This is a genomic window from Roseburia inulinivorans DSM 16841, from assembly GCF_000174195.1.
Classification (GTDB): domain Bacteria; phylum Bacillota; class Clostridia; order Lachnospirales; family Lachnospiraceae; genus Roseburia; species Roseburia inulinivorans.
Window position 1 is genome coordinate 15,108 of record NZ_ACFY01000023.1, and the last position, 26,419, is coordinate 41,526.

General features: G+C 42.0%; 25 protein-coding genes and 2 pseudogenes. 24 read left to right on the top strand and 3 right to left on the bottom strand.

Features of this window, described 5'->3' with window-relative positions; all coding sequences use genetic code 11:
* The first annotated feature begins 36 nt into the window (after nucleotides 1-36).
* The 6 genes from ROSEINA2194_RS02230 (at nucleotide 37) to ROSEINA2194_RS02255 (ending at nucleotide 5,720) form a co-directional block, all read left to right on the top strand.
* Nucleotides 37-969 carry a MurR/RpiR family transcriptional regulator gene (locus ROSEINA2194_RS02230; protein ID WP_007882852.1) on the top strand — a complete coding sequence of 311 codons (933 nt, stop codon included), beginning with the start codon at nucleotides 37-39 and terminating at the stop codon, nucleotides 967-969.
* On the top strand, nucleotides 962-2,209 hold the full coding sequence (locus tag ROSEINA2194_RS02235; RefSeq protein WP_007882855.1) for a BaiN/RdsA family NAD(P)/FAD-dependent oxidoreductase: 1,248 nt from the start codon (nucleotides 962-964) through the stop codon (nucleotides 2,207-2,209). Before ROSEINA2194_RS02230 ends, ROSEINA2194_RS02235 begins: the two co-directional genes overlap by 8 nt.
* A gap of 75 nt (nucleotides 2,210-2,284) precedes the next feature.
* Complete coding sequence (gene cmk / locus ROSEINA2194_RS02240) at nucleotides 2,285-2,956, top strand: (d)CMP kinase (RefSeq protein ID WP_044926965.1); 672 nt, start codon at nucleotides 2,285-2,287, stop codon at nucleotides 2,954-2,956.
* A 56-nt stretch (nucleotides 2,957-3,012) separates the two neighbouring features.
* Nucleotides 3,013-3,864, top strand: a complete 852-nt coding sequence (ispH, locus tag ROSEINA2194_RS02245) for a 4-hydroxy-3-methylbut-2-enyl diphosphate reductase (protein WP_007882864.1) — start codon at nucleotides 3,013-3,015, stop codon at nucleotides 3,862-3,864.
* Complete coding sequence (gene rpsA, locus ROSEINA2194_RS02250) at nucleotides 3,845-4,942, top strand: 30S ribosomal protein S1 (RefSeq protein ID WP_007882865.1); 1,098 nt, start codon at nucleotides 3,845-3,847, stop codon at nucleotides 4,940-4,942. The genes ispH and rpsA overlap by 20 nt, the downstream gene beginning before the upstream one ends.
* Nucleotide 4,943: 1 nt before the next feature.
* Nucleotides 4,944-5,720, top strand: coding sequence for a CheR family methyltransferase (locus ROSEINA2194_RS02255; protein ID WP_007882866.1), 777 nt, complete (start codon nucleotides 4,944-4,946; stop codon nucleotides 5,718-5,720).
* A 24-nt stretch (nucleotides 5,721-5,744) separates the two neighbouring features.
* Here ROSEINA2194_RS02255 and ROSEINA2194_RS02260 read toward each other — a convergent pair whose 3' ends face one another.
* A complete protein-coding gene (locus ROSEINA2194_RS02260) occupies nucleotides 5,745-6,584 on the bottom strand; it encodes a helix-turn-helix transcriptional regulator (protein ID WP_007882868.1) in 840 nt (279 codons plus the stop codon).
* Nucleotides 6,585-6,727: 143 nt separating this feature from the next.
* On the opposite strand from ROSEINA2194_RS02260, the gene ROSEINA2194_RS02265 reads away from it, so the two are divergent.
* Nucleotides 6,728-8,119, top strand: a complete 1,392-nt coding sequence (locus ROSEINA2194_RS02265; RefSeq protein WP_007882873.1) for an MATE family efflux transporter — start codon at nucleotides 6,728-6,730, stop codon at nucleotides 8,117-8,119.
* Here the strand turns inward: ROSEINA2194_RS02265 and ROSEINA2194_RS19530 are convergent.
* Both ROSEINA2194_RS19530 and ROSEINA2194_RS19535 read right to left on the bottom strand, forming a co-directional pair.
* Nucleotides 8,116-8,835 carry a ribonuclease H-like domain-containing protein gene (locus ROSEINA2194_RS19530; RefSeq protein WP_081453858.1) on the bottom strand — a complete coding sequence of 240 codons (720 nt, stop codon included), beginning with the start codon at nucleotides 8,833-8,835 and terminating at the stop codon, nucleotides 8,116-8,118. The two genes, ROSEINA2194_RS02265 and ROSEINA2194_RS19530, sit on opposite strands and share 4 nt — an antisense overlap.
* Nucleotides 8,771-9,220: a ribonuclease H-like domain-containing protein gene (locus tag ROSEINA2194_RS19535; protein WP_049887971.1), complete on the bottom strand. Its 450-nt coding sequence runs from the start codon at nucleotides 9,218-9,220 to the stop codon at nucleotides 8,771-8,773. The genes ROSEINA2194_RS19530 and ROSEINA2194_RS19535 overlap by 65 nt, the downstream gene beginning before the upstream one ends.
* 260 nt (nucleotides 9,221-9,480) lie before the next feature.
* Between ROSEINA2194_RS19535 and rsxC the strand changes: the two genes are divergently transcribed.
* The 17 genes and pseudogenes from rsxC to ROSEINA2194_RS02355 all read left to right on the top strand — a co-directional run.
* Nucleotides 9,481-10,824 (top strand): electron transport complex subunit RsxC, encoded by a 1,344-nt coding sequence (rsxC, locus tag ROSEINA2194_RS02275; RefSeq protein WP_044926961.1) that lies wholly within the window; start codon nucleotides 9,481-9,483, stop codon nucleotides 10,822-10,824.
* Nucleotides 10,825-10,865: 41 nt separating this feature from the next.
* A complete protein-coding gene (locus ROSEINA2194_RS02280) occupies nucleotides 10,866-11,813 on the top strand; it encodes an RnfABCDGE type electron transport complex subunit D (RefSeq protein ID WP_081453859.1) in 948 nt (315 codons plus the stop codon).
* A 3-nt stretch (nucleotides 11,814-11,816) separates the two neighbouring features.
* Nucleotides 11,817-12,425 carry an RnfABCDGE type electron transport complex subunit G gene (locus tag ROSEINA2194_RS02285; RefSeq protein ID WP_007882891.1) on the top strand — a complete coding sequence of 203 codons (609 nt, stop codon included), beginning with the start codon at nucleotides 11,817-11,819 and terminating at the stop codon, nucleotides 12,423-12,425.
* A complete protein-coding gene (gene rsxE / locus ROSEINA2194_RS02290) occupies nucleotides 12,425-13,204 on the top strand; it encodes an electron transport complex subunit RsxE (protein WP_007882892.1) in 780 nt (259 codons plus the stop codon). Before ROSEINA2194_RS02285 ends, rsxE begins: the two co-directional genes overlap by 1 nt.
* Nucleotides 13,158-13,754, top strand: coding sequence for an electron transport complex protein RnfA (locus ROSEINA2194_RS02295; protein WP_007882893.1), 597 nt, complete (start codon nucleotides 13,158-13,160; stop codon nucleotides 13,752-13,754). The genes rsxE and ROSEINA2194_RS02295 overlap by 47 nt, the downstream gene beginning before the upstream one ends.
* Before the next feature lie 13 nt (nucleotides 13,755-13,767).
* Nucleotides 13,768-14,559, top strand: a complete 792-nt coding sequence (rnfB, locus tag ROSEINA2194_RS02300; protein ID WP_007882894.1) for an RnfABCDGE type electron transport complex subunit B — start codon at nucleotides 13,768-13,770, stop codon at nucleotides 14,557-14,559.
* 394 nt (nucleotides 14,560-14,953) lie between these two features.
* Complete coding sequence (gene proB, locus ROSEINA2194_RS02305) at nucleotides 14,954-15,805, top strand: glutamate 5-kinase (RefSeq protein WP_007882896.1); 852 nt, start codon at nucleotides 14,954-14,956, stop codon at nucleotides 15,803-15,805.
* Nucleotides 15,805-16,078, top strand: a pseudogene (locus ROSEINA2194_RS23430) (DUF896 domain-containing protein). The gene proB and the pseudogene ROSEINA2194_RS23430 overlap by 1 nt, the downstream one beginning before the upstream one ends.
* Nucleotides 16,060-16,572 carry a 5-formyltetrahydrofolate cyclo-ligase gene (locus ROSEINA2194_RS02315; protein WP_007882903.1) on the top strand — a complete coding sequence of 171 codons (513 nt, stop codon included), beginning with the start codon at nucleotides 16,060-16,062 and terminating at the stop codon, nucleotides 16,570-16,572. Before ROSEINA2194_RS23430 ends, ROSEINA2194_RS02315 begins: the two are co-directional and overlap by 19 nt.
* A 1-nt stretch (nucleotide 16,573) precedes the next feature.
* Nucleotides 16,574-17,839 (top strand): glutamate-5-semialdehyde dehydrogenase, encoded by a 1,266-nt coding sequence (locus ROSEINA2194_RS02320; protein ID WP_007882905.1) that lies wholly within the window; start codon nucleotides 16,574-16,576, stop codon nucleotides 17,837-17,839.
* 103 nt (nucleotides 17,840-17,942) lie between these two features.
* Entirely contained in the window at nucleotides 17,943-19,385 is a 1,443-nt protein-coding gene (gene miaB / locus ROSEINA2194_RS02325; protein WP_007882906.1) for a tRNA (N6-isopentenyl adenosine(37)-C2)-methylthiotransferase MiaB, read from the top strand.
* Between the two features lie 27 nt (nucleotides 19,386-19,412).
* A complete protein-coding gene (ruvA, locus tag ROSEINA2194_RS02330) occupies nucleotides 19,413-20,024 on the top strand; it encodes a Holliday junction branch migration protein RuvA (protein ID WP_007882907.1) in 612 nt (203 codons plus the stop codon).
* Nucleotides 20,025-20,039: 15 nt separating this feature from the next.
* Entirely contained in the window at nucleotides 20,040-21,032 is a 993-nt protein-coding gene (gene ruvB / locus ROSEINA2194_RS02335; RefSeq protein WP_007882908.1) for a Holliday junction branch migration DNA helicase RuvB, read from the top strand.
* A gap of 107 nt (nucleotides 21,033-21,139) precedes the next feature.
* Complete coding sequence (locus ROSEINA2194_RS02340) at nucleotides 21,140-21,646, top strand: cell division protein ZapA (protein ID WP_021924140.1); 507 nt, start codon at nucleotides 21,140-21,142, stop codon at nucleotides 21,644-21,646.
* 72 nt (nucleotides 21,647-21,718) lie between these two features.
* Entirely contained in the window at nucleotides 21,719-23,917 is a 2,199-nt protein-coding gene (locus ROSEINA2194_RS02345) for a U32 family peptidase (RefSeq protein ID WP_007882918.1), read from the top strand.
* A 3-nt stretch (nucleotides 23,918-23,920) separates the two neighbouring features.
* Nucleotides 23,921-25,316, top strand: a pseudogene (locus tag ROSEINA2194_RS23835) (FtsW/RodA/SpoVE family cell cycle protein).
* The coding region (locus tag ROSEINA2194_RS02355; RefSeq protein WP_044926963.1) for a penicillin-binding transpeptidase domain-containing protein at nucleotides 25,234-26,419 on the top strand (1,186 nt) is incomplete at its 3' end. The pseudogene ROSEINA2194_RS23835 and the gene ROSEINA2194_RS02355, both read left to right, overlap by 83 nt.

Below are 26,419 nucleotides of genomic sequence, written 5' to 3' on the forward strand. Positions count from 1 at the left end.
CTGCCGGACAGAAATTGGATAACAGGATGGGGAACTATGGGTAATACGCGTGATCTGAGTAATCGTATTAATGAATCTTACAGCAGATTAAGCAAGGGACAAAAGTTATTAGCTACATATATCACAGATAATTATGATAAGGCAGTTTTTCTGACAGCCGCCAGATTAGGTGAAGTAGTTGGCGTCAGTGAATCAACCGTTGTGCGTTTTGCAACACATTTGGGATACAAAGGGTATCCGGAATTCCAGAATGCATTGGAAGAACTTGTGAGAAACAAGCTGAATTCGATCCAGCGTATGGAAGTGACCTATGGAAGGATCAGTCAGTCGAAAATATTGGAATCGGTCCTGCACTCGGATGCGGACAAGATCAATACCACGTTGGAGAAAATCGATCAGGAAGCATTTGAGATCGCAGTGAATACCATTTTAAACGCAAAACATATTTATATTATTGGAATCCGGAGCTGTGCGCCGTTAGCATCCTTTATGGCATTCTATTTTAACCTGATGTTTGATAATGTGCATCTGCTTCAGACCAGCAGCTCCAGCGAGATTTTTGAACAGATGGTGCGGATCGGAAAGGATGATGTGATTATCGGGATCAGTTTTCCACGTTATTCCATGCGGACTTTAAAGGCAATGGAATTTGCAAATAACCGCAATGCAAAAGTGATCACATTGACAGACAGTGTACATTCCCCGATGAATCTTTATTCCTCCTGCAATCTGATCGCAGACAGTGATATGGCTTCGATCGTGGATTCTCTGGTAGCACCGCTCAGTGTCATCAATGCGCTGATCGTTGCACTTTGCATGAAGAACCGCAAAAAAGTTGCAAAAACACTGGAGATGCTGGAAGATATCTGGGATGAATATCAGGTATATGAGAGTGATGAGATCAATTATATTGATGACTCCATTAAAATGCGATATGGAAAAATAGGAGATACCGAATTTAATGAGTAGAGTAGTTGTGATCGGCGGAGGACCTGCCGGAATGTCTGCGGCGATCGCTGCGGCAGAAAACGGTCATCATGTAACATTGTTGGAAAAAAATGAGAAACTGGGAAAGAAGCTTTTTATCACAGGAAAGGGACGGTGTAATATTACCAATTCCAGTGATATGGATGTACTTTTTAACAGTGTCATGACCAATCGGAAGTTTTTATACAGTGCATTTTACGCATATGATAACCAGATGGTCATTGATTTTTTTGAACAGGCTGGGCTGCCGGTAAAAAATGAACGCGGAAACCGCATTTTCCCGGTTTCAGATCATTCTTCGGACGTGATCGCAGCACTGCAGCGTGTATTAAAAAAAGATCAGGTGGAGATCAGACTTCACAGTGAAGTGGACACATTATTATATGAAGATTCCGGGGAAGAGGAACAAAAAAAGGTATGTGGTGTGCGGCTTTCTGACGGAGAGAAAATCCAGGCGGATGACGTGATCGTTGCCACCGGAGGCTTTTCCTACCAGACAACAGGATCAACCGGGGATGGCTACCGCTTTGCAAAAGAGGCAGGACATACTGTGACGGAGATAAGACCTTCCCTTGTGCCGTTTAACGCAAAAGAGGACTATGTCAGGGAGATGCAGGGACTTTCTTTAAAAAATGTCAATGTCCGTATTTACCGTGGAAAGAAGGTACTTTATGATGAATTCGGAGAAATGCTATTTACGCATTTTGGCGTCAGCGGACCATTGATTCTGACTGCAAGTGCGATGATCAGGCCGGATATCGCAAAAGAGCCTCTTGCAATGGAGATCGACTTAAAGCCGGCATTGACGGAAGAACAGTTAGACAAGCGTGTGTTGAAAGATTTTGAGGAAGCAAAGAACAAACAGTTCAAAAATTCCATTGGAAAGCTTTTCCCGGCAAAAATGATCCCGGTCATGATCGGATTATCCGGGATCGATCCGGATAAAAAAGTAAACGAGATCACAAAAGAGGAGCGGCTGAAATTTGTGCGGCTTATCAAGGCTTTCCCGTTAACGTTAAATGGACTTCGTGATTTTAATGAGGCGATCATCACGAAAGGCGGGGTCAGAGTCAGCGAGGTAAATCCATCGACGATGGAGTCAAAACTTGTCAGACATTTATATTTCTGTGGGGAAGTATTAGACTTAGATGCCCTGACAGGTGGTTTCAATCTCCAGATCGCATGGTCTACCGGACATCTTGCAGGGATGTGTGTGGAGTAGAAAAATCGTTGCAGGAACGAGGTACGGGTGAACAGTATCGAAAAACAGATAAAAAATGAGAGGAATGGATATATTATGAGTATGAATATTGCAATCGACGGACCAGCCGGAGCTGGAAAAAGTACAATCGCAAAGAAACTGGCAAAGGAGCTTGGTTTTATCTATGTAGATACCGGTGCGATGTATCGTGCCATGGCATATTATTTTCTGACAAACGGAATCGCCTCTTCGGATGAAGCAAAAATCGCAGAAGCATGTCAGGATGTGGATGTGACCATTGCCTATGAAAATAATGAGCAGCAGGTTATTTTAAATGGTAAAAATGTAAACGGATTTATCCGCACGGAGGAAGTCGGTAATATGGCTTCTGCGACAAGCGTGTATCCGGTTGTCCGTACCAAATTAGTGGAACTGCAGAGAAAACTTGCAGAGAGCACGGACGTTATCATGGACGGAAGAGATATCGGAACATGCGTGCTTCCAAAAGCGCAGGTGAAGATTTATCTGACCGCAGGTTCTAAGACGAGAGCGCAGAGAAGATATGATGAATTGACTGCAAAAGGTGTTTCCTGTGATTTTGATGAGATTGAGAAGGATATCATCGACCGCGATTACCGGGATATGCACCGTGAGACTTCTCCGTTAAAACAGGCAGAAGATGCGGTTTTAGTAGATTCTTCTGAGATGGATATTGATGAGGTCGTGGAAGCGATACGCTCTATTTATGAAGAGAAAAAAGGCTGTTAACAGGAAAACGGCTGAAAGAAACAGGAATCAGAAAACGAATAGATAAGGAATGATTTATGAACATTATTTTAGCAAAAAGTGCCGGTTTTTGTTTTGGCGTAAAAAGAGCCGTGGAAACGGTATACAAAGAGGCAGAAAAAATCAGACACCGATCTATACCTTTGGACCGATCATCCATAATGAAGAGGTTGTTGCAGATCTTGAAAAAAGGTGTGCAGGTCATCCATTCGACCGATGAATTAAAGGGCAGGCCAAAAGGAACCGTGATCATAAGATCACACGGTGTAGAGAGAAAAATCTATGATGAGATCAAGGCACTGGGATTTGAGATCGTAGATGCAACCTGTCCGTTTGTGTTGAAGATCCACCGTCTTGTGGAACAGTACAGCAGAGAAGGATATCATATTATTATTATTGGAAATGAGACACATCCGGAAGTGGAAGGCATTAAAGGATGGTCTGATCCAGCGGAGACAACCGTGATCGGAACATGTGAGGAGGCGGAAAAATTTACGCTTTCATCCGAAAAAAAAGTGTGTATTGTATCACAAACGACATTTAATTACAATAAATTTCAAGAATTAGTTGAAATTGTGAACGAAAAAGGTTATGATATTATTGTTTTAAATACTATCTGCAATGCTACAGAGGAAAGACAGACTGAAGCAGAACGTATTGCAAAAGAAGTCGATGCCATGATCGTCATTGGCGGCAGGGCTAGTTCTAATACGCAGAAGTTATTTGAAATCTGTAAAAAAGAATGTGAAAATACTTACTATATACAAACAATAAAGGATCTTGATTTGACCAGATTAAAATCCACCGATAACGTAGGTATTACCGCAGGGGCATCTACCCCAAACAATATTATTGAGGAGGTTCAAAAGAATGTCAGAAATGAGTTTTGAACAAATGTTGGAGGAATCATTTAAAACAATAAGAAATGGAGAGGTAGTTGAAGGTACCGTTATCGATGTGAAACCTGATGAGATCGTTTTAAATATCGGATACAAATCAGACGGAATCATCACTCGCAATGAGTATACAAACGAGTCTAACGCAGATCTTACAACTATGGTTTCTGTTGGTGATACAATGGAAGCAAAAGTATTAAAAGTAAACGATGGCGAGGGACAGGTTCTCTTAACTTACAAACGTCTCGCTGCTGAAAAAGGAAGCAAGAGATTAGAGGAAGCTTTCGAGAACAAAGAAGTTTTAACAGCAAAAGTTTCTCAGGTATTAGATGGCGGTTTATGTGTTGTTGTTGATGAGACAAGAGTATTCATCCCGGCAAGCCTTGTATCTGATTCTTATGAGAAAGATCTTTCCAAATACAAAGATCAGGAGATCCAGTTCGTGATCAGCGAGTTCAATCCAAAACGCAGAAGAATCATCGGTGACAGAAAACAGTTATTAGTTGAGAAGAAATTAGAGCAGCAGAAAGAACTGTTTGCAAAAATCAAAGTTGGCGATGTCATGGAAGGAACTGTTAAGAATGTAACAGACTTCGGTGCATTCATTGATTTAGGCGGAGCAGACGGATTACTTCATATTTCTGAGATGTCCTGGGGCAGAGTAGAAAGTCCTAAGAAAGTATTTAATGTTGGAGATACTGTAAAAGTATTCATCAAAGATATCAACGATACAAAAATCGCACTCAGCATGAAATTCCCTTCTGAGAATCCATGGAACGGAGCAGCAGAGAAGTTTGCAGTTGGCAATATTGTAAAAGGAAAAGTTGCAAGAATGACAGATTTTGGTGCATTCGTTGAGCTTGCTCCAGGTGTTGATGCATTACTTCATGTTTCCCAGATCTCCAAGGATCATGTAGAAAAACCGGCTGATGTATTAAAGATCGGACAGGAAATCGAAGCAAAAGTGGTAGATTTCAATGAAGATGACAAGAAGATCAGCTTATCAATCAAAGCCTTAGAGGCACCGGAAGAGGATGCTGTAGAAGCTGCTGAAGTTCATACAGAGGAATAATATGCTTGATAATTATGAAAAATTCAAAAAAGATGTATATGTGTTAACTAAGATCGATCTGAACTGTTATAAGGAAAAACAGATGCGTCGTAGAATAGATACGCTTATTAATAAGAATGGGATCACTTCCTATGATGCATATGTGGACCTGATCAAAAAGGATAAGGAAAAATTCGAACAGTTCGTCAACTTTTTGACCATCAATGTCTCTGAATTTTATCGTAATCCGGAGCAGTGGAAGATCTTAGAGGGGGAGGTATTCCCAAAACTGATCAAAACCTATGGAAAGAATCTGAAAGTCTGGAGTGCAGCATGTTCTACCGGAGACGAACCATATTCTCTAGTTATGGCGTTGTCGAGACAGATACCACTTGCTAATATCAAAGTAATTGCTACAGATATTGACAAGCAGGTTTTGGATAAAGCAAGAATGGGACTCTACAATGAGAAGAGTATTGCGAATGTTCCGAAGGATCTAAAGGATAAATACTTCAAGAAAATTGGAACATCCTATCAGATCTCAGATGAGATCAAACGCAGGGTGGAATTCAAAGAACACAATCTGCTGAAAGATCCATATCCGACTGGCTGTAATCTGATCGTATGTAGAAATGTTGTGATCTACTTTACCGAGGAAGCCAAGGATGAGATTTATAAAAAGTTCAATCAGTGCATGACAAAGGGAGGAGTTCTCTTTATCGGAAGTACAGAACAGATTATGAATTACAAGGAACTTGGATTTGTCCGGGATAAATCTTTCTTCTTTGAAAAAGAATAATAAAATAAAAAAGGCGGAAAAACATCACAAAAGGTTTTTCTGCCTTTTTCTGTATTGCAGTGGTGAGAGACCAAATTCTTTCCGAAAAGCATCCCCAAAATAGTTCCCATCATTAAAACCACAGCGGATGGCAATCTCTGTCACGTTCAGGCTGGTATGTGTCAATAATTCTGTGGCCTCGTAGAGGCGTGTCTTTGTCAGGTATTCTTTAAAACCTACCCCGGTAATTTGTTTGAATTTTTTGGAATAATAAGTTGGACTCATATGTACATAATCTGCGACCATATGCAGAGATACAGGTTCCTGAAAATGCGTGGATATATAACGGGCGGATGCCTGAATGGCATTTTCTGCGGAATCGAGATCCTGCAGCTGTATGTGATCTCTGTTTCTTACAAGCAGTGAGAGAATCAGAGAAATATAAGCGGGAATCACAGCCTGACTGCAGGAGTCCTGTCCTACGGTTTCCTGATATAAGGTATCAAATAAGCGCGTGGCATTGCCCTGAAGCAGAGAAGTAAGATGAAGCACAGGATAATGAAATAAATGCTCCAGGATATCCTTTGTATCAGAATGAAAAAGCGAAGCGGCAAAGTCCATTGTGAAAAATAAATTGTAGCGTTTTACTGTCGAATTGCAGTCATACACAAAACGGTGCATGGCGGATTGCGGAATCAGAACAAAATCTCCCGGAACCAGGTGGTAAATAGAATGATTGATCAGTGCACTGCAGTTTCCGGAAAGCAGAAAATAAATCTCGTAATATGGATGGTAGTGAAATCGATCCATATGAAAATCAGCATCGCGTTCTGCAAAGTCAATTTTGTAATCTTTGATTTTATCTGATAAAAGAATCTCTTCCATGAAATTTCTCCTTTTGAAAGTATATGGCAAAAAATCAGTAAAAAATAAAATAACAGCATATAAAAACAGTATGAATACTTATTTTAAAGTTATATCATGGAACTATAGAAAAAGTAAAGTTATTTACATGAGGAGAAGATAAAATGAACGTTGCTTTATCGGAAAAGGATCGGAAATTCCGGGAATTTGCACTGGAAGGATCTATGTGGAAAGTGATTTGGAAAGTATGCTATCCACTTGCAATTTATCAGAGCCTGAACCAGCTTTTTAAAATACTGGACACGATGATGGCGGCGCACATCAGTGCAAATGCAGTGTCAACGGTCGCATATCTGTCACAGATCAACATGGCGATTTCTGCTCTGGGCGGTGGACTTGCGGTTGGAGCGAGCATTAAGATCAGTGAAGCCTATGGAGAAGGAAATTTTGAACTGGTCAAAAGACGTGTGAGCACACTTTTTGCTTTATGTGGATTGCTTGGCATGGCAATTCTTGCAATTTTGATCCCGGTTGCTCCGCAATTTTTACGACTGGCGAATACGCCGGAAGAATTTATCGAGGAGGGGACTGTCTATTTTATTCTGGAACTAGTCAGTCTTGTCATCATCTTTTTTAATAATGTGTATATCGCAATTGAGCGGGCAAGAGGAAATTCCAAACGCATCTTAAATTTGAATATGATGGTGATCGGAATTAAATTGTCACTGACAGCTTTCTTTGTTTATGTGTTAAAAGGTGGGATTAATTATATTTCGATTGCGACGATTGTTTCGCAGCTGACGCTGTTTGGTGCCGCAGTGTTTTATATGAATGCAAAAGAAAATGTTTTCGGTTTTTCCTGGAAGGCAATTTCATTCCGAAAATCGGTAGTCGCACCTATGGTAAAACTTTCCGTTCCGGTGATCGTTGAGAAAATGGCATTTTCACTGGGAAAAGTTGTAGTCAATTCCATGAGTACCGTCTATGGTACACTCACAGTCGGGGCACTTGGAATATCGAACAATATTGGAGGCATTACGACAAATCCACAGAATGGATTTCAGGAGGGTGCTTCTGCGATCATCAGCCAGAATCTTGGTGCAGGAAAGAAAAAGAGGGCGTTGAAGGCTTTCTGGTGTGTGCTTGTCATGAACCTTATCCTCAGTGTGATACTGATGTCGGCTTCCCTGCTCTGCCTGCATCAGATTGCAGATCTGTTTGCAAATGGAGATCATGAATTTGCGGGCAGGATCATGGAAATATACAGAATGGAAGCATTAGGAACGATTCCTCTTGGCGCGAGCGCTGCGGTCATGGCATTTTTGTATGGATATGGAAAAACAAAACTGACACTGCTTTTGAATTTCTCCAGAGTGTTTGTTTTTCGAATTCCGGTGTTATGGGGACTGCAGCATTTCACAGATCTCGGCAACGTGAGCGCAGGCATTGTGATGGCAGTCAGCAATATTATGACCGCGGTGATGTCTTTGGTTATTTTTGCGATTGAGTTCTGCCAGATCCAAAAAGAAGAAAGGACAGACGCAGAGCAAAGCTAATGTTTTGCGGCAAGAAAATGGCGGAAAACATGACTGGTATACTGGCGCAGAAGAGAATCAGAATCCAGAAACTCCCGGGTCAGTTCAAAATAAGTGAGCTTGTCCTTGCTTGATTCTTTGAAAAAAGGCGTGATCAATGTTTCGTATTGTGGAACAAAGATAGCGTCTTTTTTTGTGTAACAGTTGTCGGCAGTTGCTTTTTTACGGAAATCTTTGTCTACATAGGTGGCGACACTTTTGTGGATTGCCATATCTTCTGCCGGAAGATAGTAGTAATCTTCCGGGTGATCGAAGAAAAACTTCAATGTGCCCTCAAACAGATGAATCCGCAATTTGGACTGCATGCCATCACAGATCAGATAAAATGCATCCGTCTGGCAGGAGACACGCTGTGGGATCGGGTATTGGTTTTGCAGCGTGAGGATCAGCTCCTTCTGAGGGATGCCATTGCGGTCTTTGTAAATATTTGTTTCTGTCGAATTCACAGTAAAAGCCCCGTCAAAAAGCTTTCTGTAACTGCGGATGGCAATCAGTCCGGTCATGCCAAGCACATCTTCGTAATTGTGCTGTTTCAGAAAGAACATTGCCTGCTCATCGGGAGTTTTTAAATAATTCTGGTAAACTTCGATCAGTTCACCTCCGGAAAAAGTATCATTTCTGGAGAGACCAAGGAAACGTTCTATGGTTTTCTGTTTGTAGTCTGGCAGTTTGAGCAAAAATTTTTAAGCCAGAAACTTCTTTATAAATATCAATATAGTCTTTTTCGTCAAAAGGGTGTGTAAGACCATATTTTTCACATTTCTTTTTTAAATAAGGAATATCAAATCCAAGTCCGTTGAAGGAGATGACGGTCTGATAGTGGCAGAGTTCCTGCAGAAAGGCAGAGAGAATCGCGCCTTCCTCCTCTTTTGTCTCGGCGAAATACTGTGTGATGATAAAATTGTCACCCACACGGTGCGCACAGCCTATCAGGTAGAGGAAAGTATAGGTGGGAGAGAAACCGGTCGTTTCAATATCAAAGAAAAATGCGTCTTCTGTGAATGTTTCATTTAAAATTAAATTTGTATCGGTTAGATGGTGTGTTTTGTTCCAGATTTTCATAGGTATATCGTTTCCTTTATCGTGTTTTCCACCACAGTTTACCATATCCGGCGAAAAGAATACATAGATTTTATTATGTAAAAATTATTTATATATTCTAAAAAATATGTATATTATTGTTAAAAACTTGTCAAAAGGTTCTAAAAAAAATACAAAAAAAACATATTTCATCTGAGAGAGCTGTGTTATAATCATGCTGATGATATTTTGTGATTCTAGCGCAAAATATAATACTAAATAAGAGAAAGCGGGGCACAAAAATGGGTTTAAAGACATTTAAAGGTGGCGTCCATCCTTATGAAGGAAAGGAACTGGCAAAAGATCAGCCAATCAAGGAAGTTTTACCTAAGGGCGATCTGGTTTATCCGGTATCCCAGCATATCGGCGCACCAGCAAATCCAATTGTAGCGAAAGGTGATACCGTATTAAGAGGTCAGAAGATTGCAGAAGCAGGAGGTTTTGTTTCTTCTCCAATCTACGCATCTGTATCCGGTACCGTAAAAGCCATTGAACCACGCCGTGTAGCGGTTGGAGATATGGTGAATTCCATTGTCATTGAGAATGATGGAGAGTATAAGGAAGCTGAGTTCACTCCATGTGAGGATGTGACAGCTCTTTCCAAGGAAGAAATCATTAACAAAGTAAAAGAAGCAGGCGTTGTCGGAATGGGTGGTGCCGGTTTCCCAACTCATGTAAAACTCTCTCCAAAGGAGCCGGAGAAGATTGAGTACATTATCGCAAACTGCGCAGAGTGTGAGCCATATCTGACGGCTGACTATCGCAGAATGCTTGAAAATCCGGAAGAGTTAGTTGCCGGAATGAAGATTATTTTACAGATCTTTGATAAAGCAAAAGGTGTGTTCGGTGTTGAAAATAATAAACCGGACTGTATCGCAAAATTACAGGAGTTAACCAAAGACGAACCACGTATGGAAGTCTGTCCATTACAGACAAAGTACCCACAGGGTGGTGAGCGTCAGTTGATCTACGCTGTTACAGGAAGAGCAATCAACTCCAAAATGTTACCTGCTGATGCAGGATGTATCGTAGATAACGTAGAGACAATCATTGCAATCTACAACGCAGTAAAATTAGGAAAACCAGTTATGAACCGTGTATCAACAATCACAGGTGATGCGGTTGCAAATCCTGGAAACTTCTTATATTACATTGGAACCAACTATGCAGAATTAGTAGAAGCTGCCGGTGGATTCAAAGTACAGCCAGAGAAGATTATCTCCGGTGGACCTATGATGGGATTCTCTATGTTCTCCTTAGATATCCCGACAACCAAGACATCTTCTTCCCTGTTGTGTTTGGCAGAGGATGAAGTTGCAAAAGCAGAACCATCTCCATGTATTAACTGTGGACGTTGCGTGGAAGCGTGTCCGGAACAGTTGATCCCATCCAGACTTGCAAAGATGGCAGATCATGGTGTAGCAGATGAGTTTGAAAAATGGCATGGACTGGAATGTATCGAGTGCGGAAGCTGTAGTTTCGCATGTCCTGCAAAACGTCAGTTGGCACAGTCCATCAAGACCATGAAAAAACAGGTTCTTGCAGCAAAGAGAAAAAATAAACAGACAATAAAGAGAGTTTTATAAGATTTTATTGTGAAAAAAATACGAAGAAAGAGGTGGATCCCGTGAGTGATTTATATCATGTTTCATCATCACCACACGTACGCTCGAAAGACACAACAAGCAAAATTATGCTTTATGTGATCATGGCATTACTGCCAACCAGTTTGTTTGGTATTTATAACTTTGGTATCAGAGCGTTAATTTTAATTTTAGTAACTATCGCAAGCTGTGTAGCTTCCGAATGGATCTTCAACAAGATCGTACATAAAAAGAACAGCATCGATGATTTAAGTGCCGTTGTAACAGGTTTACTTCTTGCATTAAACCTTCCGGCATCACTTCCTTGGTGGGAGGCAGTGATCGGCGGTGCGTTTGCAATCGTCATTGTTAAGATGATGTTCGGTGGACTTGGACAGAACTTCATGAACCCGGCTCTCGGAGCAAGATGTTTCTTACTGATCGCATTTGCAGCGGATATGACAAACTTCACTGTAGGCGCATACTCAGGAGCAACACCACTTGCACAGATGAGAAATGGGGAAGCAGTGAACACCATGAGCATGCTGATCGGTAAGACAGCAGGTACGATCGGTGAGACATCTGCGATCGCAATTCTGATCGGAGCTATCTTCCTGATTTTAATGGGCGTTATCGACCTTAGAATCCCGGCTTCCTATATTATTACATTTGTTGTATTCATTCTGCTGTTTGGTGGACATGGATTTGACATGAACTATGTGACAGCACAGCTCTGCGGCGGTGGATTAATGCTTGGTGCATTCTTCATGGCGACAGACTATGTAACTTCTCCGATCACACCAAGAGGACAGATCATTTTTGGTATCTGCTGTGGTATTTTCACAGGACTGTTCCGTTGCTTCGGAGCCAATGCAGAAGGAGTTTCCTTTGCAATTATCTTAAGCAACCTCTTAGTTCCTATGATCGAGAAATACACAGTACCAAACGCTTTTGGTGTTGTGAAAACAAAACCTGAAAAGGAGGCAAAGTAAATTATGAATAAAAAGATCGTACATGACGCTTTGGTTTTATTCGCATTTACAGTCGTTCTTGGTTTGATCCTCGGAGTTGTCTATGGAATTACCAAACCTTCCATTGATCAGGTAAATTACGAAAAAACACAGGCTGCCTACAAACAGGTATTTGAAGATGCAGCATCTTTTGAGGAATACAGTGATTTTGATGCAGACGCAGCAGCAGCACTCATGACAGAAAAAGGTTTTTCTGACCAGATCGACAGTGTGAATACAGCACTCGATGCAAGCGGCAATGTGATCGGTTATGTTTTGACCGTTACAGCAAAAGACGCCAGCCAGGCAAGCATTACCTTCTCTGTTGGTATCCAGAATGATGGCACTGTAAATGGCTATTCTATTACAAATATCGCAGAAACACCTGGACTTGGTATGAAAGCACAGGAAGAAGCTTTCTATAGCCAGTTCGAAGGAAAGAACGTTGATTCTTTCACTGTTGTAAAAGCAGCACCTTCTTCTGACAGTGAGATCGAATCTATCTCAGGTGCAACGATCACATCCAAAGCTATGGCAAACGGTGTGAATGCCTGCATCGCATACTTCCAGAATGTATTAGGAGGTACAAACTAATGAACAAAAATGTAGAACGTTTATATAACGGTATTATCAAAGAAAACCCGACCTTCGTTCTGATGCTTGGAATGTGTCCTACTTTGGCGGTTACATCATCTGCTATCAACGGACTTGGTATGGGACTTTCTACAACTGTAGTATTGGTATTGTCCAACTTATTGATCTCAGCGTTCCGTAAGGTCATTCCAAACGGTGTGCGTATGCCGGCTTACATTGTGATCGTTGCTTCACTCGTTACAGTTGTACAGTTTATGATGCAGGCTTATACACCAAGTCTTTCTGACTCTCTGGGTGTGTATATTCCTCTGATCGTTGTAAACTGTATCATCTTAGGACGTGCGGAAAGCTATGCCTCCAAGAATCCGGTTGTTCCTTCTATCTTCGATGGACTTGGTATGGGGCTTGGATTTACACTTGGTCTGACATTGATCGGTCTGTTCCGTGAATTACTCGGTGCAGGACAGATTTTTGGCGCACAGGTTCTTTCTTTAAGCTGGTTCACACCAATCACAATCTTCGTTATGGCACCTGGTGCATTCCTTGTACTTGCATGTCTGGTTGCTGTTATGAATATTGTAAGAGCTAAGATGGAAGCAAAAGGCAAACCACTTGCAAAACCATCCGGATGTATCACTGGTGATTGTGCAGGATGTGGAATGTCTGCAACATGTACCGGTAAAAACCGGAATCAGCAGCAGCTGAAAAAACAGAGTAGGAGGATAGATACAGATGAAAGAATTAATTTTAATTGCAGTCGGATCTGCGATTGTAAATAACGTTGTATTAAGCCAGTTCCTTGGTATCTGTCCATTCTTAGGTGTATCCAAGAAAACTGAGACCGCAGCCGGAATGGGTGGCGCAGTTGTATTCGTTATTACAATTTCATCTTTTGTAACCGGATTGATTTATAAATATATTCTTGCAAATGAATATCTGTTAAGCAAGGGCATTGACCTTACTTATTTACAGACGATCGTATTCATTCTTGTTATCGCAGCATTAGTACAGTTTGTAGAGATGTTCTTAAAGAAATCCATGCCAGCTTTATACAAGAGCTTGGGTGTGTACTTACCACTGATCACAACAAACTGTGCCGTATTAGGTGTTGCACTTACAAACGTTACCAAAGAATATAATATTCTTCAGGGTGTTGTAAATGGTTTTGCAACTGCATTTGGTTTCCTGATCGCAATCGTAATTATGGCTGGACTTCGTGAGAAGATTGAATACAATGATATTCCAAAGCCTTTCCAGGGAACTGCAATTGTACTGATCACAGCATGTCTGATGTCAATCGCATTCATGGGATTCTCAGGAATGATTTAGGAGGAAAAAGACGATGAACGTTACAGCAATTATTTTTGCAGCCGTTGTAGTCGGCGGTGTTGGTATTTTAATTGGATTTTTCCTTGGTGTTTCCGGAGAAAAATTCAAAGTAGAAGTAGATGAGAGAGAAGTAGCCGTTACAGAGGCTCTTCCTGGAAATAACTGTGGTGGTTGTGGATATGCCGGATGTTCCGGACTTGCAGCCGCTATCGTAAAAGGGGAAGCTCCAGTCAATCAGTGTCCGGTTGGTGGAGCACCTGTTGCAGCCAAGATCGGTGAGATCATGGGTGTCAAAGCAGAGGAAGGCGAGCGCAAAGCAGCATTTGTAAAATGTGCCGGAACCTGTGAAAAAGCAAATCAGGACTATGAGTACACAGGAGTTCAGGATTGTGCCGCTATGGCATTTGTTCCAAATGGTGGACCAAAATCCTGTAACTACGGATGTCTTGGATTTGGTAACTGTGTGAAAGCATGTCCATTCGATGCGATCCATGTCGTAGACGGTGTTGCAGTTGTTGACAAGGATGCATGTAAAGCATGTGGCAAATGTGTTGCTGCATGTCCAAAACATCTGATTGAGCTTTTACCAGTGAGCGCAAAACATATTGTACAGTGCAGCTCCAAAGACAAAGGTAAAGATGTTATGAAGGCATGTTCTGTTGGATGTATTGCCTGTCACTTATGTGAGAAAAACTGCCCATCTGATGCAGTTCACGTAGTGGATAATGTTGCATACATCGATCAGGAGAAATGTACAAAATGCGGTCTCTGTGCTGAGAAGTGTCCGAAGAAGATCATTCTCTAGGATAATAAGACAGAGCACAAATATTAGATTTCAAAGAACTTGGGAAAGGTTGCTATGTTAGGTCAGACTTAATATAGCAACCTTTTTAAGCTTATTATGACATATGAATTATTTTAGTCGGATTAAAATATGCACTTTGCTGTGGTAAATGAAAAAAGTATTTTGATATTTGGAAAAAGATATGTTAAAGTTATATTTGACGTGAAGTTCGAAAAACCTATATAAGTTTGAAAGCATTGTGTATTCAAACTTCACCGGAAAAAATGGAAGTTACATAGACAATTGCGAAACTCATAAAAAACTAACTTGAATTTTTTTGTTAATTTCTCACAATTTAAGAAGATTAAGATGAGTTTCGCAATTGCCTATAGACGGTAGCATAAAGAGGGGCAGCATGAGCGAGAAAGAATTTGATTTTACTAAGAAAAAAAGAGTAGTTGTAAAAATCGGTTCCTCTTCTTTGAACAGAGGAGAAACTGGAAATCTGAATTTTACGAAACTGGAACATCTGGTGCGTGAACTCTGTGATATGAGAAACCGCGGAATGGATGTATGTCTGGTAAGTTCCGGTGCAATTGCAGTGGGGCGGCAGACGATCGGTCTGAATGAGCGGCCAAAGGATATTTCCACAAAGCAGGCATGTGCGGCGGTTGGACAGGCAAGACTCATGATGACATATCAGAGAATGTTTGCAGAGTACAACCAGATCGCAGGACAGATCCTGATGACAAAAAATACAATGGTAAACCCAGTGTCGAGAGAAAACGCCCAGAATACATTTGAGGAGCTATTTCGGCTTGGGGTAATCCCGATTGTAAATGAAAATGATACAGTTTCTACTTATGAAATGCAGTTTGGTGACAATGATACATTGTCAGCAATCGTTTCTTCTCTGGTAGGAGCAGACCTTTTGATCCTTTTGTCGGATATCGATGGTTTGTTTACGGATGATCCGCATAAAAATCCAGACGCAAAATTAATTAAAGTAGTAGATAAGATAGACACGAAACTGCTTGGCATGGCGAAAGGTTCTACTGGAAGTGATGTCGGAACCGGCGGCATGGCGACAAAACTCACCGCGGCAAAGATTGCAACGCTTTCCGGTGCAGATATGGTCATTGCCAATGGCGTGGATGTCTGCATTTTACATCATATTATTGATGATGATTTTACAGGAACAATTTTTAAAGCCGATAAGAGCGAAAGCTTTCATATCGCAGATTTTATAATGGAGACAATAGGATAATGGAACAATCAAAAATCGACAGAATTAATGAGTTATACAGAAAATCAAAAGCCGAGGGACTGACCGAGGCGGAAAAAAAGGAACAGGCGCTTCTGCGCAAACAATTTGTGGCGGATGTGAAGAAGAATCTCACGGCACAGTTGAATAATATTGATATCCAAAAATGAGGATGGAACCATAGAAAACCTTGGTGAAAAATATGGAAACAAATCCAAAAAAGCTTTCGTAAGGAACATCTTGCAATCCGAAATGCAATGTCAGAGAAAGAGGTAGCGGAAAAAAGCGGTGTTATTGTAAAGAGGCTGCTTCAAACCGGCTGGTATCAAAATGCGCAGGAAATTTTTGCTTATTATCCGTTGAAAAATGAGGTGGACTGCCGTGCATTGTTTTTACAGGCATGGTCAGATGGGAAAAAGATTGCACTTCCGAGAACAAGGGAAGAAAATCAGATGGATTTTTACTATATAGATGATTTTATGCAGTTGAAAGAGGGCGCATTTCATGTGATGGAACCAATGGAAAACTGTGTCAGGGCAGTTCCGGACAAACAGCCGGTCATTGTTCCGGGAAGCGTGTTTGGCAGGGACGGCAGCCGTTATGGATATGGAAAGGGTTATTATGACCGCTTTTTTGCAAAAAATCCGAAGCTGAAACGATATGCGGTCTGTTATGCAAATCAGTTAGAAGAATCTTTGGTAACCGATATTTATGATGTCGAAATGCATGAAATATATACCGAGACAGAAGTGATCAGAAAGGGAGTATAGAATGGAATTATTGGAAATTTGTAAACAGGCAAAAGCAATTGCACCAAAAATTGGAATACTTGATACAAACACGAAAAATCAGGCACTTCTTGCAGTAGCAGATTTTTTAGTGAAAGAACAAAATTCCATTTTGGATGCCAACAAAATTGATATTGAGAATGGTAAGAAAAATCATATGCCGGAAGGGCTGCTTGATCGTCTGCTCTTGACAGAAGTGCGGATTGCGCAGATGGCGGAAGGACTGCGGCAGGTTGCAGCGCTGGATGATCCGATCGGGGAGGTCCTGGGAATGAAAAAAAGACCAAACGGACTTATGATTGGTCAGAAACGAGTACCGCTTGGCGTTGTCGGAATTATTTATGAGGCAAGACCAAACGTGACGGCTGATGCATTTGCCCTTTGCTTTAAGACTGGAAATGTTGTGATTTTAAAGGGTGGCAGTGATGCGATTCATTCCAATATTGCAATCGTGGAGACAATCCGCAAAGCACTTGTAAAAGAGGGACTTCCAGAGCAGGCAATTGCTTTGATCGAGGATACATCGAGAGAGACAGCAGCAGCCTTTATGAAAATGAATGAATATGTGGATGTACTGATTCCAAGAGGCGGAGCAGGGCTGATCAAAGCTGTTGTAAATCAGGCAACAATCCCGGTCATTGAAACAGGAACCGGAAATTGTCATATTTTTGTGGATGAGACTGCGGATTTTGATATGGCAATGGATATTATATTAAATGCCAAGACACAGAGGATTGGTGTGTGCAATGCATGTGAATCGCTTGTCATCCATGAAAAAATTGCAGATACATTTCTGCCGGAATTAATGAAGCGTCTCGCAGAGAAGAACGTGGAAGTCCATGGAGACGAAAAAGTGATGCAGATTGCAGGTGAAGGCTGCATGAAAAGGGAATTGCTTGTTCCTGCAACTGAGGAAGACTGGGGGAGAGAGTATTTGGATTACAAACTTTCTGCGAAGACAGTTTCCTCCATTGATGAGGCCATTGCCCATATCAATCAATACAACACAGGCCATTCCGAGGCAATCATCACAAACAATTATTCCAATGCGGAGAAGTTCTTAAATGAGATTGATGCAGCATGTGTTTATGTGAATGCCTCGACACGTTTTACGGACGGATTTGAGTTCGGATTTGGTGCGGAGATTGGAATTTCCACACAGAAGCTCCATGCGAGAGGACCGATGGGACTGATCGCCCTGACCAGCACAAAATATATTATTTACGGGAATGGACAGATCCGGAAATAAATGATAAAATACTGACTTGCGGTATGTTCTATAAAAAAACAGAACATATGTTTGCTAAAGCGATAAAAGTATGCTATAATTTAAGAAAAGATAGGATAACACAATGAAAGAAAAGAGAAACATTACCATTATTGATAAAAAGCAGATTCCTTCCGAGGAGCCGGCAAGACAGTATTATTTCATGGATATTGCAAAAAAATATGTTGCAGAATTAGCAGAGCAGAAGGGAGCGCCGCTCACATTCTGCGTGACGACGTTCGGGTGCCAGATGAATGCCAGGGATTCCGAGAAATTAGTCGGTATTCTGGAAAAAATCGGTTATGTGGAAGCACCGGATGAAAAGGCCGATTTTGTCATTTATAATACCTGTACTGTTCGTGAGAATGCCAATAATAAGGTTTACGGCAGACTTGGTTACTTACATGGCTTTAAGAAAAAGAACCCATATATGATGATCGGACTCTGCGGATGTATGATGCAGGAGCCAACCGTTGTTGAAAAGATACAGAACAGTTACCGGTTTGTGGATCTGATTTTTGGAACCCACAATATTTATAAATTTGCAGAACTGATTGTGACAGCACTGGAGTCTGATTCCATGACAATTGATATCTGGAAAGATACTGACAAGATTGTGGAAGACCTTCCGGTCGAGCGGAAGTATTCCTTTAAATCTGGTGTGAATATCATGTTCGGCTGCAATAATTTCTGTAGTTACTGTATCGTTCCTTACGTGCGTGGACGTGAGCGGAGCCGTGAGCCGAAAGAGATCGTGCGTGAGATTGAACATTTAGTGCAGGACGGCGTTGTGGAAGTGATGCTGCTGGGACAGAATGTCAATTCTTATGGCAGGAATCTGGAACATCCGATGACGTTTGCACAGCTTTTGCAGGAGATTGAAAAGATCGAGGGACTGGAGCGTATCCGGTTTATGACTTCCCATCCGAAGGATTTATCGGATGAACTGATCGAAGTGATGAAGAATTCCAAAAAGATCTGCAATCACCTTCATTTGCCATTGCAGTCTGGAAGCAGCCGCATTTTAAAAATCATGAACCGTCATTATGACAAGGAACATTATCTGGAATTGGTGGATAAGATCAGGGCGGCAGTGCCGGATATTGCACTTACAACCGATATTATCGTAGGTTTCCCGGGAGAGACCGAGGAAGATTTTGAGGAGACGATGGATGTTGTGCGCAGAGTCCGCTATGACAGTGCGTTTACGTTTATATATTCCAAGAGAACCGGAACACCGGCAGCGACAATGGATGACCAGATTCCGGAAGAGGTGATCAAGGAACGATTTGACCGTCTGCTACATGAGGTTCAGACAATTTCTGCTGAGAAGGCGGGAAAACTTACAGGTCAGACACTTCCGGTATTAGTTGAGGAAGTGAACGGACAGGATGCATCTCTTGTCACCGGAAAACTGACTAATAATTCAACAGTACATTTCCCGGGAACGGCGGACATGATCGGAACGATCCAGAATGTTGTGCTTGAGGAATGTAAAGGATTCTATTACATTGGCAGACTTGCTTAATGATTCGTGAAAGCAGGATAAAAAAGGATGTATGCATATATAAAAGGAACATTAGAAGAGACAGGCGAAGATTATATCGTGGTCGAGGCTGGCGGGATCGGGTATCAGATCTTTACGACAGGTCAGACCTTTCAGTATCTGCCGTCCATGGGGGAAGAGGTAAAAGTTTATACTTATCTGCATGTGCGGGAGGATGCGATGATCTTATTTGGATTTCTCACCAAAGATGATCTGTTTGTGTTCAGACTCCTGCTTGGAGTGAGCGGAATCGGACCGAAAGGCGCACTTGCGATACTCTCTGTCATGACGACAGATGACCTCCGGTTTGCTGTGCTTGGAGATGATGCAAAGGCAATCGCAAAAGCGCCGGGTGTCGGAGCAAAGACGGCACAGCGTCTGATTCTGGAATTAAAAGATAAATTGAGCCTTGAGGATGCATTTGAGCAGAAACTGGCAAAGAATGATAACCCGGTCCAGAACAAAGCCAAAGGAGCAAAAAATGAGGCCATTGAGGCACTGGTTGCGCTGGGTTATTCCTCCTCAGAGGCATTAAAAGCATTAAACGGTATTGAGATTACAGATGATACCGATGTGGAAGACATCTTAAAGGCTGCATTGAAAAATATGGCTTTTATGTAAAAAAGGACAGGTAACATGGAAAAGAGAGTAATTTCCACTCAGGTTCAGGATGAGGATATTAAAATTGAAAAAAATCTAAGACCGCAGACGTTAGACGATTACATTGGACAGCAGAAAGCCAAGAAGAATTTAAAGGTTTACATTGAAGCGGCAAAACAGCGTGGAGAATCTTTGGATCATGTCCTGTTTTTTGGGCCTCCGGGACTTGGCAAGACCACATTGGCGGGCATTATTGCAAATGAGATGGGAACCCACATGAAGATCACTTCTGGACCTGCAATTGGAAAGCCGGGTGAGATGGCGGCAATCTTAAGCAATCTGCAGGAGGGAGATATTTTGTTCGTGGATGAGATCCATCGCCTGAACCGCCAGGTGGAAGAGGTGCTCTATCCGGCCATGGAGGATTACGTGATCGATATTATGATCGGAAAAGGGGCTACCGCACGTTCCATCCGTCTTGACCTTCCGAAGTTTACACTGGTAGGGGCAACGACAAGGGCAGGTCTTTTGTCTGCACCGCTCCGGGACAGGTTTGGTGTGATCCATCATCTTGAATTTTACACGGTGGATGAACTGAAAACCATTATTATCCATTCGTCAGAGAAGTTAGGCGTTGAGATTGACGAGGATGGAGCCTACGAGCTTGCAAGAAGATCAAGAGGAACACCGCGACTCGCCAATCGTCTTTTAAAGCGTGTCAGAGATTTTGCAGAAGTGAAATATGACGGAAGGATCACAAAAGATGTTGCGTCTTTTGCGTTAGATCTTTTGGAAGTCGACAAGTTTGGTCTTGATCAGAATGACAGGAACATCCTGATGACAATTATTGAAAAGTTTCAGGGCGGACCGGTGGGACTGGACACACTGGCAGCTTCCATCGGGGAGGATTCCGGAACAATCGAAGATGTCTACGAGCCGTATCTTGTCCAGAACGGTTTTGTGATCCGGACACCAAAGGGCAGAATGGTAACAGATCTTGCCTATCAGCATTTTGGAATTGAAAAATAGTGCAAGTTGTTATTGCTTTTACAATATCTTGCTTATATAATATATAACATATACTATAGCTTGTACGTATATTGGAAAAGGCAAAAGCCTGCCGGGAGGAGATCGTTATGTCTGAGAAGTCCAGTGCTGAAGTGATCATTGGCGGTAAAGTTTATACTTTAAGCGGCTATGAAGGAGAAGAATATCTGCAGAAGGTAGCAGCTTATATCAACAATAAAATCAATGAGTTTGATTCCATGGAAGACTATCGGAGATTTCCGACGGATATGAAAGCAACTCTGTTACAGCTGAATATTGCGGATGATTATTTTAAGGCAAAAGCACAGGTGGAGAAGTTAGAACAGGATATTGAGATGAAGGATCGTGAGATTTACAATCTGAAGCATGATCTGATCTCAAACCAGATCAAAACCGAGAGCGATGAGAAGACTCTGACAGAATTGCAGGCTGAGAATAAAGAACTTCTGTTGAGCAAAGCCAAATTAGAGGCTGCGAACAAAGAACTTCTGTTAAACAAAACAAAACTGGAGGCTTCTTTAGAGGATGCCCTGCTTGGAAAAGTTCCTGGTGCAAAGAAGCACGGAGAAGAAAAGAACGCAAAAAAAGAAGAATAGATACGGGGACGATTTTATCGTCCCTTTTTCCTTATAGACAATGTTCAGGTTTGAAAATAAACAGGTGAAAAGATGAAAAAAAATCAATTAGAATTATTAGCACCGGCCGGTTCGTATGATATTTTCAGGGCGGTACTAAATGCAGGGGCAGACGCTGTGTACGTAGGTGGCGGACAGTTCGGCGCCAGAGCGTATGCCAATAATTTTTCCGAGGAAGAACTGCTGCGTGCAATTGACGAAGCACATATACATGGAAAACAACTCTATCTTACCGTAAATACGCTGTTGAAAGAAGAAGAGTTAGAAGCGCAGTTATATGACTATCTGCGCCCATATTATGAGCAGGGATTAGATGCCGTGATCGTGCAGGATATGGGGGCTTTTCAGTTTATCCGTGAGTATTTTCCGAAAATGGATATTCACACAAGTACCCAGATGACTATCTGTAACCGTTATGGTGCGGAAATGATGAAAGAGCTTGGGGCGACAAGGGTCGTGACAGCGCGTGAGATGTCGTTTGCGGAGATTAAGGATATTGCAGATCATGTGGATATCGAGATTGAAAGTTTTGTGCATGGAGCATTGTGTTACTGTTATTCCGGACAGTGTCTGCTCAGCAGTATGCTTGGAGGCAGGAGCGGAAACCGCGGCAGATGTGCGCAGCCATGCAGGCTTCCATATGAAGTTTACGATGCGAAGCGGAAAAAAATTGCCTGTGAGCCATTTGTGTTAAGCCCGAAAGATCTCTGCACGATCGAGGATATCCCAAAGCTTGCAGAGAGCGGTATTTTCTCGTTTAAAATTGAAGGCAGAATGAAACAGGCAGAATATGCTGCCGGTGTTGTGTCTGTCTATCGTAAATATATGGATCGATATTTCGAATATGGTGCGAAAGACTATCATGTATCCAAAGAGGATATGCAAAAGCTTTATGACTTTGGAAACCGGAGTGGTTTTACGAAGGGTTATTATGAGAAACATAATGGAAAAGATATGATTACGTTCCAGAAACCAAACCATGCAAAAGGAAATGAAGCGCTTCAGGAGAAAGTCAGGGAAGATTTCTGCCGTGGTGAAATAAAAGAAAAAATCAATGGAAATTTAATATTATCCCAAGATTCGTCTGCTATACTGGACGTGACAATGGGCGATCTTCGTTATACAGCATGCGGTGATGTGGTACAGCCTGCATTAAAGCAGCCATTATCCATGGAAAAGGTACGTGAGAACATGGAGAAAACAGGAAACACACCGTTTGAGTTTGAGAATCTTACAATTGCGATGAAGGATGCCATTTTCCTTCCGATGAAATCTCTAAACCAGCTCAGAAGAGATGCGTTAGAAGGACTGGAAAAGCTTTGCGTGGAACAGTTCCGCAGGGAGGTGGAACAGGTGGATCGTGCCGGAATGAAGGCGCAGGAGAGTACAGCCGGTACACCAGAGAAATATTTGTCTGCTCTGACAGAGCAGAGATGTCAGTTACAGCCGCTTTTGGAGAATGAACTGGTTTCTGATATTTATCTGGATCAGGCCTGCTACCGCAGAAAGGATTTGTGGGAAGAATTAAAAGCGGATATTGCAAAAATTCATGCGGCGGGGAAAAAGGCATATTATGTGTTCCCATCTGTTTTTCGGAAAAACACCTCGGATTTTTATCTGGGATCCCTGAAACAACTGGACAGCTGTTCTGTGGATGGAGTGGTGGTAAAGAGTCTGGATGCAGTCTGGTTTGTACATAAGTATCTGCCGCAGATGCCAATAATCTTTGATCAGGGGCTTTATACTTATAATCACAGAGCACAGGAAATGTTCCGTGAATTTCATCCGGTCCGTATGACGACACCTTATGAATTAAACCGTGGTGAACTGAAAAAGAGGGATAATACAGACAGCGAGGTGGTACTTTATGGATATCTCCCGTTGATGACATCGGCGCAGTGTGTGCATGCCAATACCGGAAAATGTGATACGACATCTGTAGTAACATATTTAAAAGACCGTTATGGAAAATTTTTCCCGGTCAAAAATAACTGTATGGAATGTTATAATACCATTTATAATACGACGCCACTGATGTTGTTTGGCTATGGGAAGGAGCTGCAAAAAGCAGATTTTTCCAACTTCAGACTGAACTTTACGGTGGAGAGTGAGGAGAAAGTGCGGCAGATCCTTGCGATTTATGAGACTGTATTTTATGAGGGAAGAAAAAACCTCGCAGATGTGTACCAGGGGGAGTATACCAATGGTCATTATAAAAGAGGAGTAGAGTAAAACATGACGAATCTTATCATAGAAATATCAAAATATTTCATGATCTTTATGTTTGCTTTTTATACGTACGAGTGCTTTGCGGCATTTCGTCAGAAAATCAAACCGGAACAAAGAGAACATATTTTAAGCAGACAGTGCGCAGCAATCTTTCTGATCCACTTTGATGCCTTTGGGGTGATCTATCTGGTGACGGAGGATATCAGTATGCTGATTTTTTATGCGGCGCAGGCGGTACTTCTGGCGATGATACAGACCTGTTATCAATTGTTTTACAGCAGATCATCGAGACTTTTGACGAACAATCTGTGCATGCTTTTGACGATCGGGTTTATCATGCTGACAAGGCTTTCTTTTGACAGCGCCAGAAAACAATATTTTATAGCACTGGTGTCGATGATATTTTCGCTCATCATCCCGGTATTGATCAACCGGGTTGGATTTGTGCGGAAATTATACTGGTTATTTGCAATCGTTGGGATCCTGGCGCTTTTGGTTGTGACGATCGCCGGAAATACAAGTTATGGAGCTAAAATTTCGCTCTCCATTGCAGGAATTTCGATCCAGCCGAGTGAGTTCGTAAAAATTTTATTTGTATTTTTTGTGGCAGGCATGTTATATCAGGATACTTCTTTTCAACGTGTGTGTGTGACAACGGTGATCGCTGCGATCCATGTGCTGATCCTTGTGGCATCCCGCGACCTCGGTGCAGCACTGTTGTTTTTCGTGACTTATGTGGTCATGCTTTATGTTGCAACGAAAAAAGTGCTTTATTTTGCGGGCGGACTTGCCGCCGGAAGCGCAGCTTCTGTGGTGGCTTACCATCTTTTTTTCCCATATCCGGGTGAGGGTGAGAGCATGGCAGAATCCGCTGGCATATATCGATAAGGAGGGATACCAGATCTCGCAGTCACTGTTTGCCATTGGAACAGGCGGATGGTTTGGAATGGGATTATATCAGGGTCTGCCGGATAAAATACCGGTCGTAAAACAGGATTTTATTTTTTCAGCAGTCTCAGAGGAACTTGGCGGTATTTTTGCACTGTGCCTGATCATGGTATGTTTTAGCTGCTTTCTGATGTTTTTAAATATTGCGATGCAGATGAAAGATCAGTTTTATAAACTTGTGGCACTCGGACTTGGAACGATTTATGCATTTCAGGTATTCCTGACGATCGGAGGCGTCACAAAGTTTATTCCGTCTACCGGAGTGACACTTCCGCTTGTGAGTTACGGAGGAAGTTCCCTGTTAAGTTCTATGATCATTTTTGCAGTGATTCAGGGATTGTATATTTTGAGACAGGATGAAGGAGAGATAAATGCGTCTAAAAGCAGGAAAAACAGACAAAACAGAAAAAAGACAACCGGATTCGAAAACGCAGACATCGAAAAACTCTCGTAAAAACAACCGGGAATTTACGGTCATTACCTATGCAGTTCTTGTGCTTTTTGTCTGCATGATGGGATATTTTGCATATTTCCAGTTTGTAAAAAGTGAAGATTTTATCAATAGTCCTTATAATAAAAGACAGGATCTTTTTGCAAGGAAGGTGACGCGCGGCGAAATTATTTCTGCCGATGGCCACATACTCGCAGAAACGATCACAGATACGGATGGGACAGAGACAAGATATTATCCGTATGCCAATATGTTTGCGCATGTCGTTGGTTTCTCTACCAACGGAAAGTCCGGACTGGAATCGATTGCCAATTTTAACCTGCTGCGCTCCCACACGATGACTTTGGAGAAAGTGGTCAATGAACTTCAGGGAGAGAAGAACATTGGTGACAATGTGGTGACAACGTTAAATTATGATCTGCAGGATACGGCATACGAGGCATTAGGAAAATATGATGGAGCCATTGTCGTGATGGAGCCATCGACCGGGAAAATACTTGCCATGGTGTCAAAACCGGATTACGATCCAAATAATATCGCAGAAGACTGGGATGAACTGACAGCAGAAGACAGTGAGAGCTCTGTGCTGCTAAACCGTGCGACGCAGGGACTTTATCCGCCGGGATCTGTGTTTAAAATTTTTACGACATTGGAATATGTACATGAAAACAGTGATTATGAAGATTATTCCTTTGACTGCAATGGTAAATTCACAGAGGGGGATTCGGTCATTCACTGTTACAAAAACAAGCGGCACGGACAGGAAGATCTGATCGGCTCATTTGCCGATTCCTGTAATTCTTCGTTTGCATCGTTAGGTCTTACTCTGAATCCGGATTCTTTTACAGAGCTGTGTGACAGCTTGCTCTTTAATACGAGCCTTCCACTCAGGTTTGAATCCTCAAAGAGCAGTTTCTCACTGGATGCGGATGCAGATGTGTCTACGGTGTTAGAGACGTCTATCGGGCAGGGAAAAACGCTGGTGACACCGATGCATATGGCGCTCGTTGTGTCAGCGATCGCCAATGACGGAGTGCTTATGAACCCTTATCTGATCGACCACACGGAAAATTATAATGGTATCGTGGTTGATGCATATGAACCGA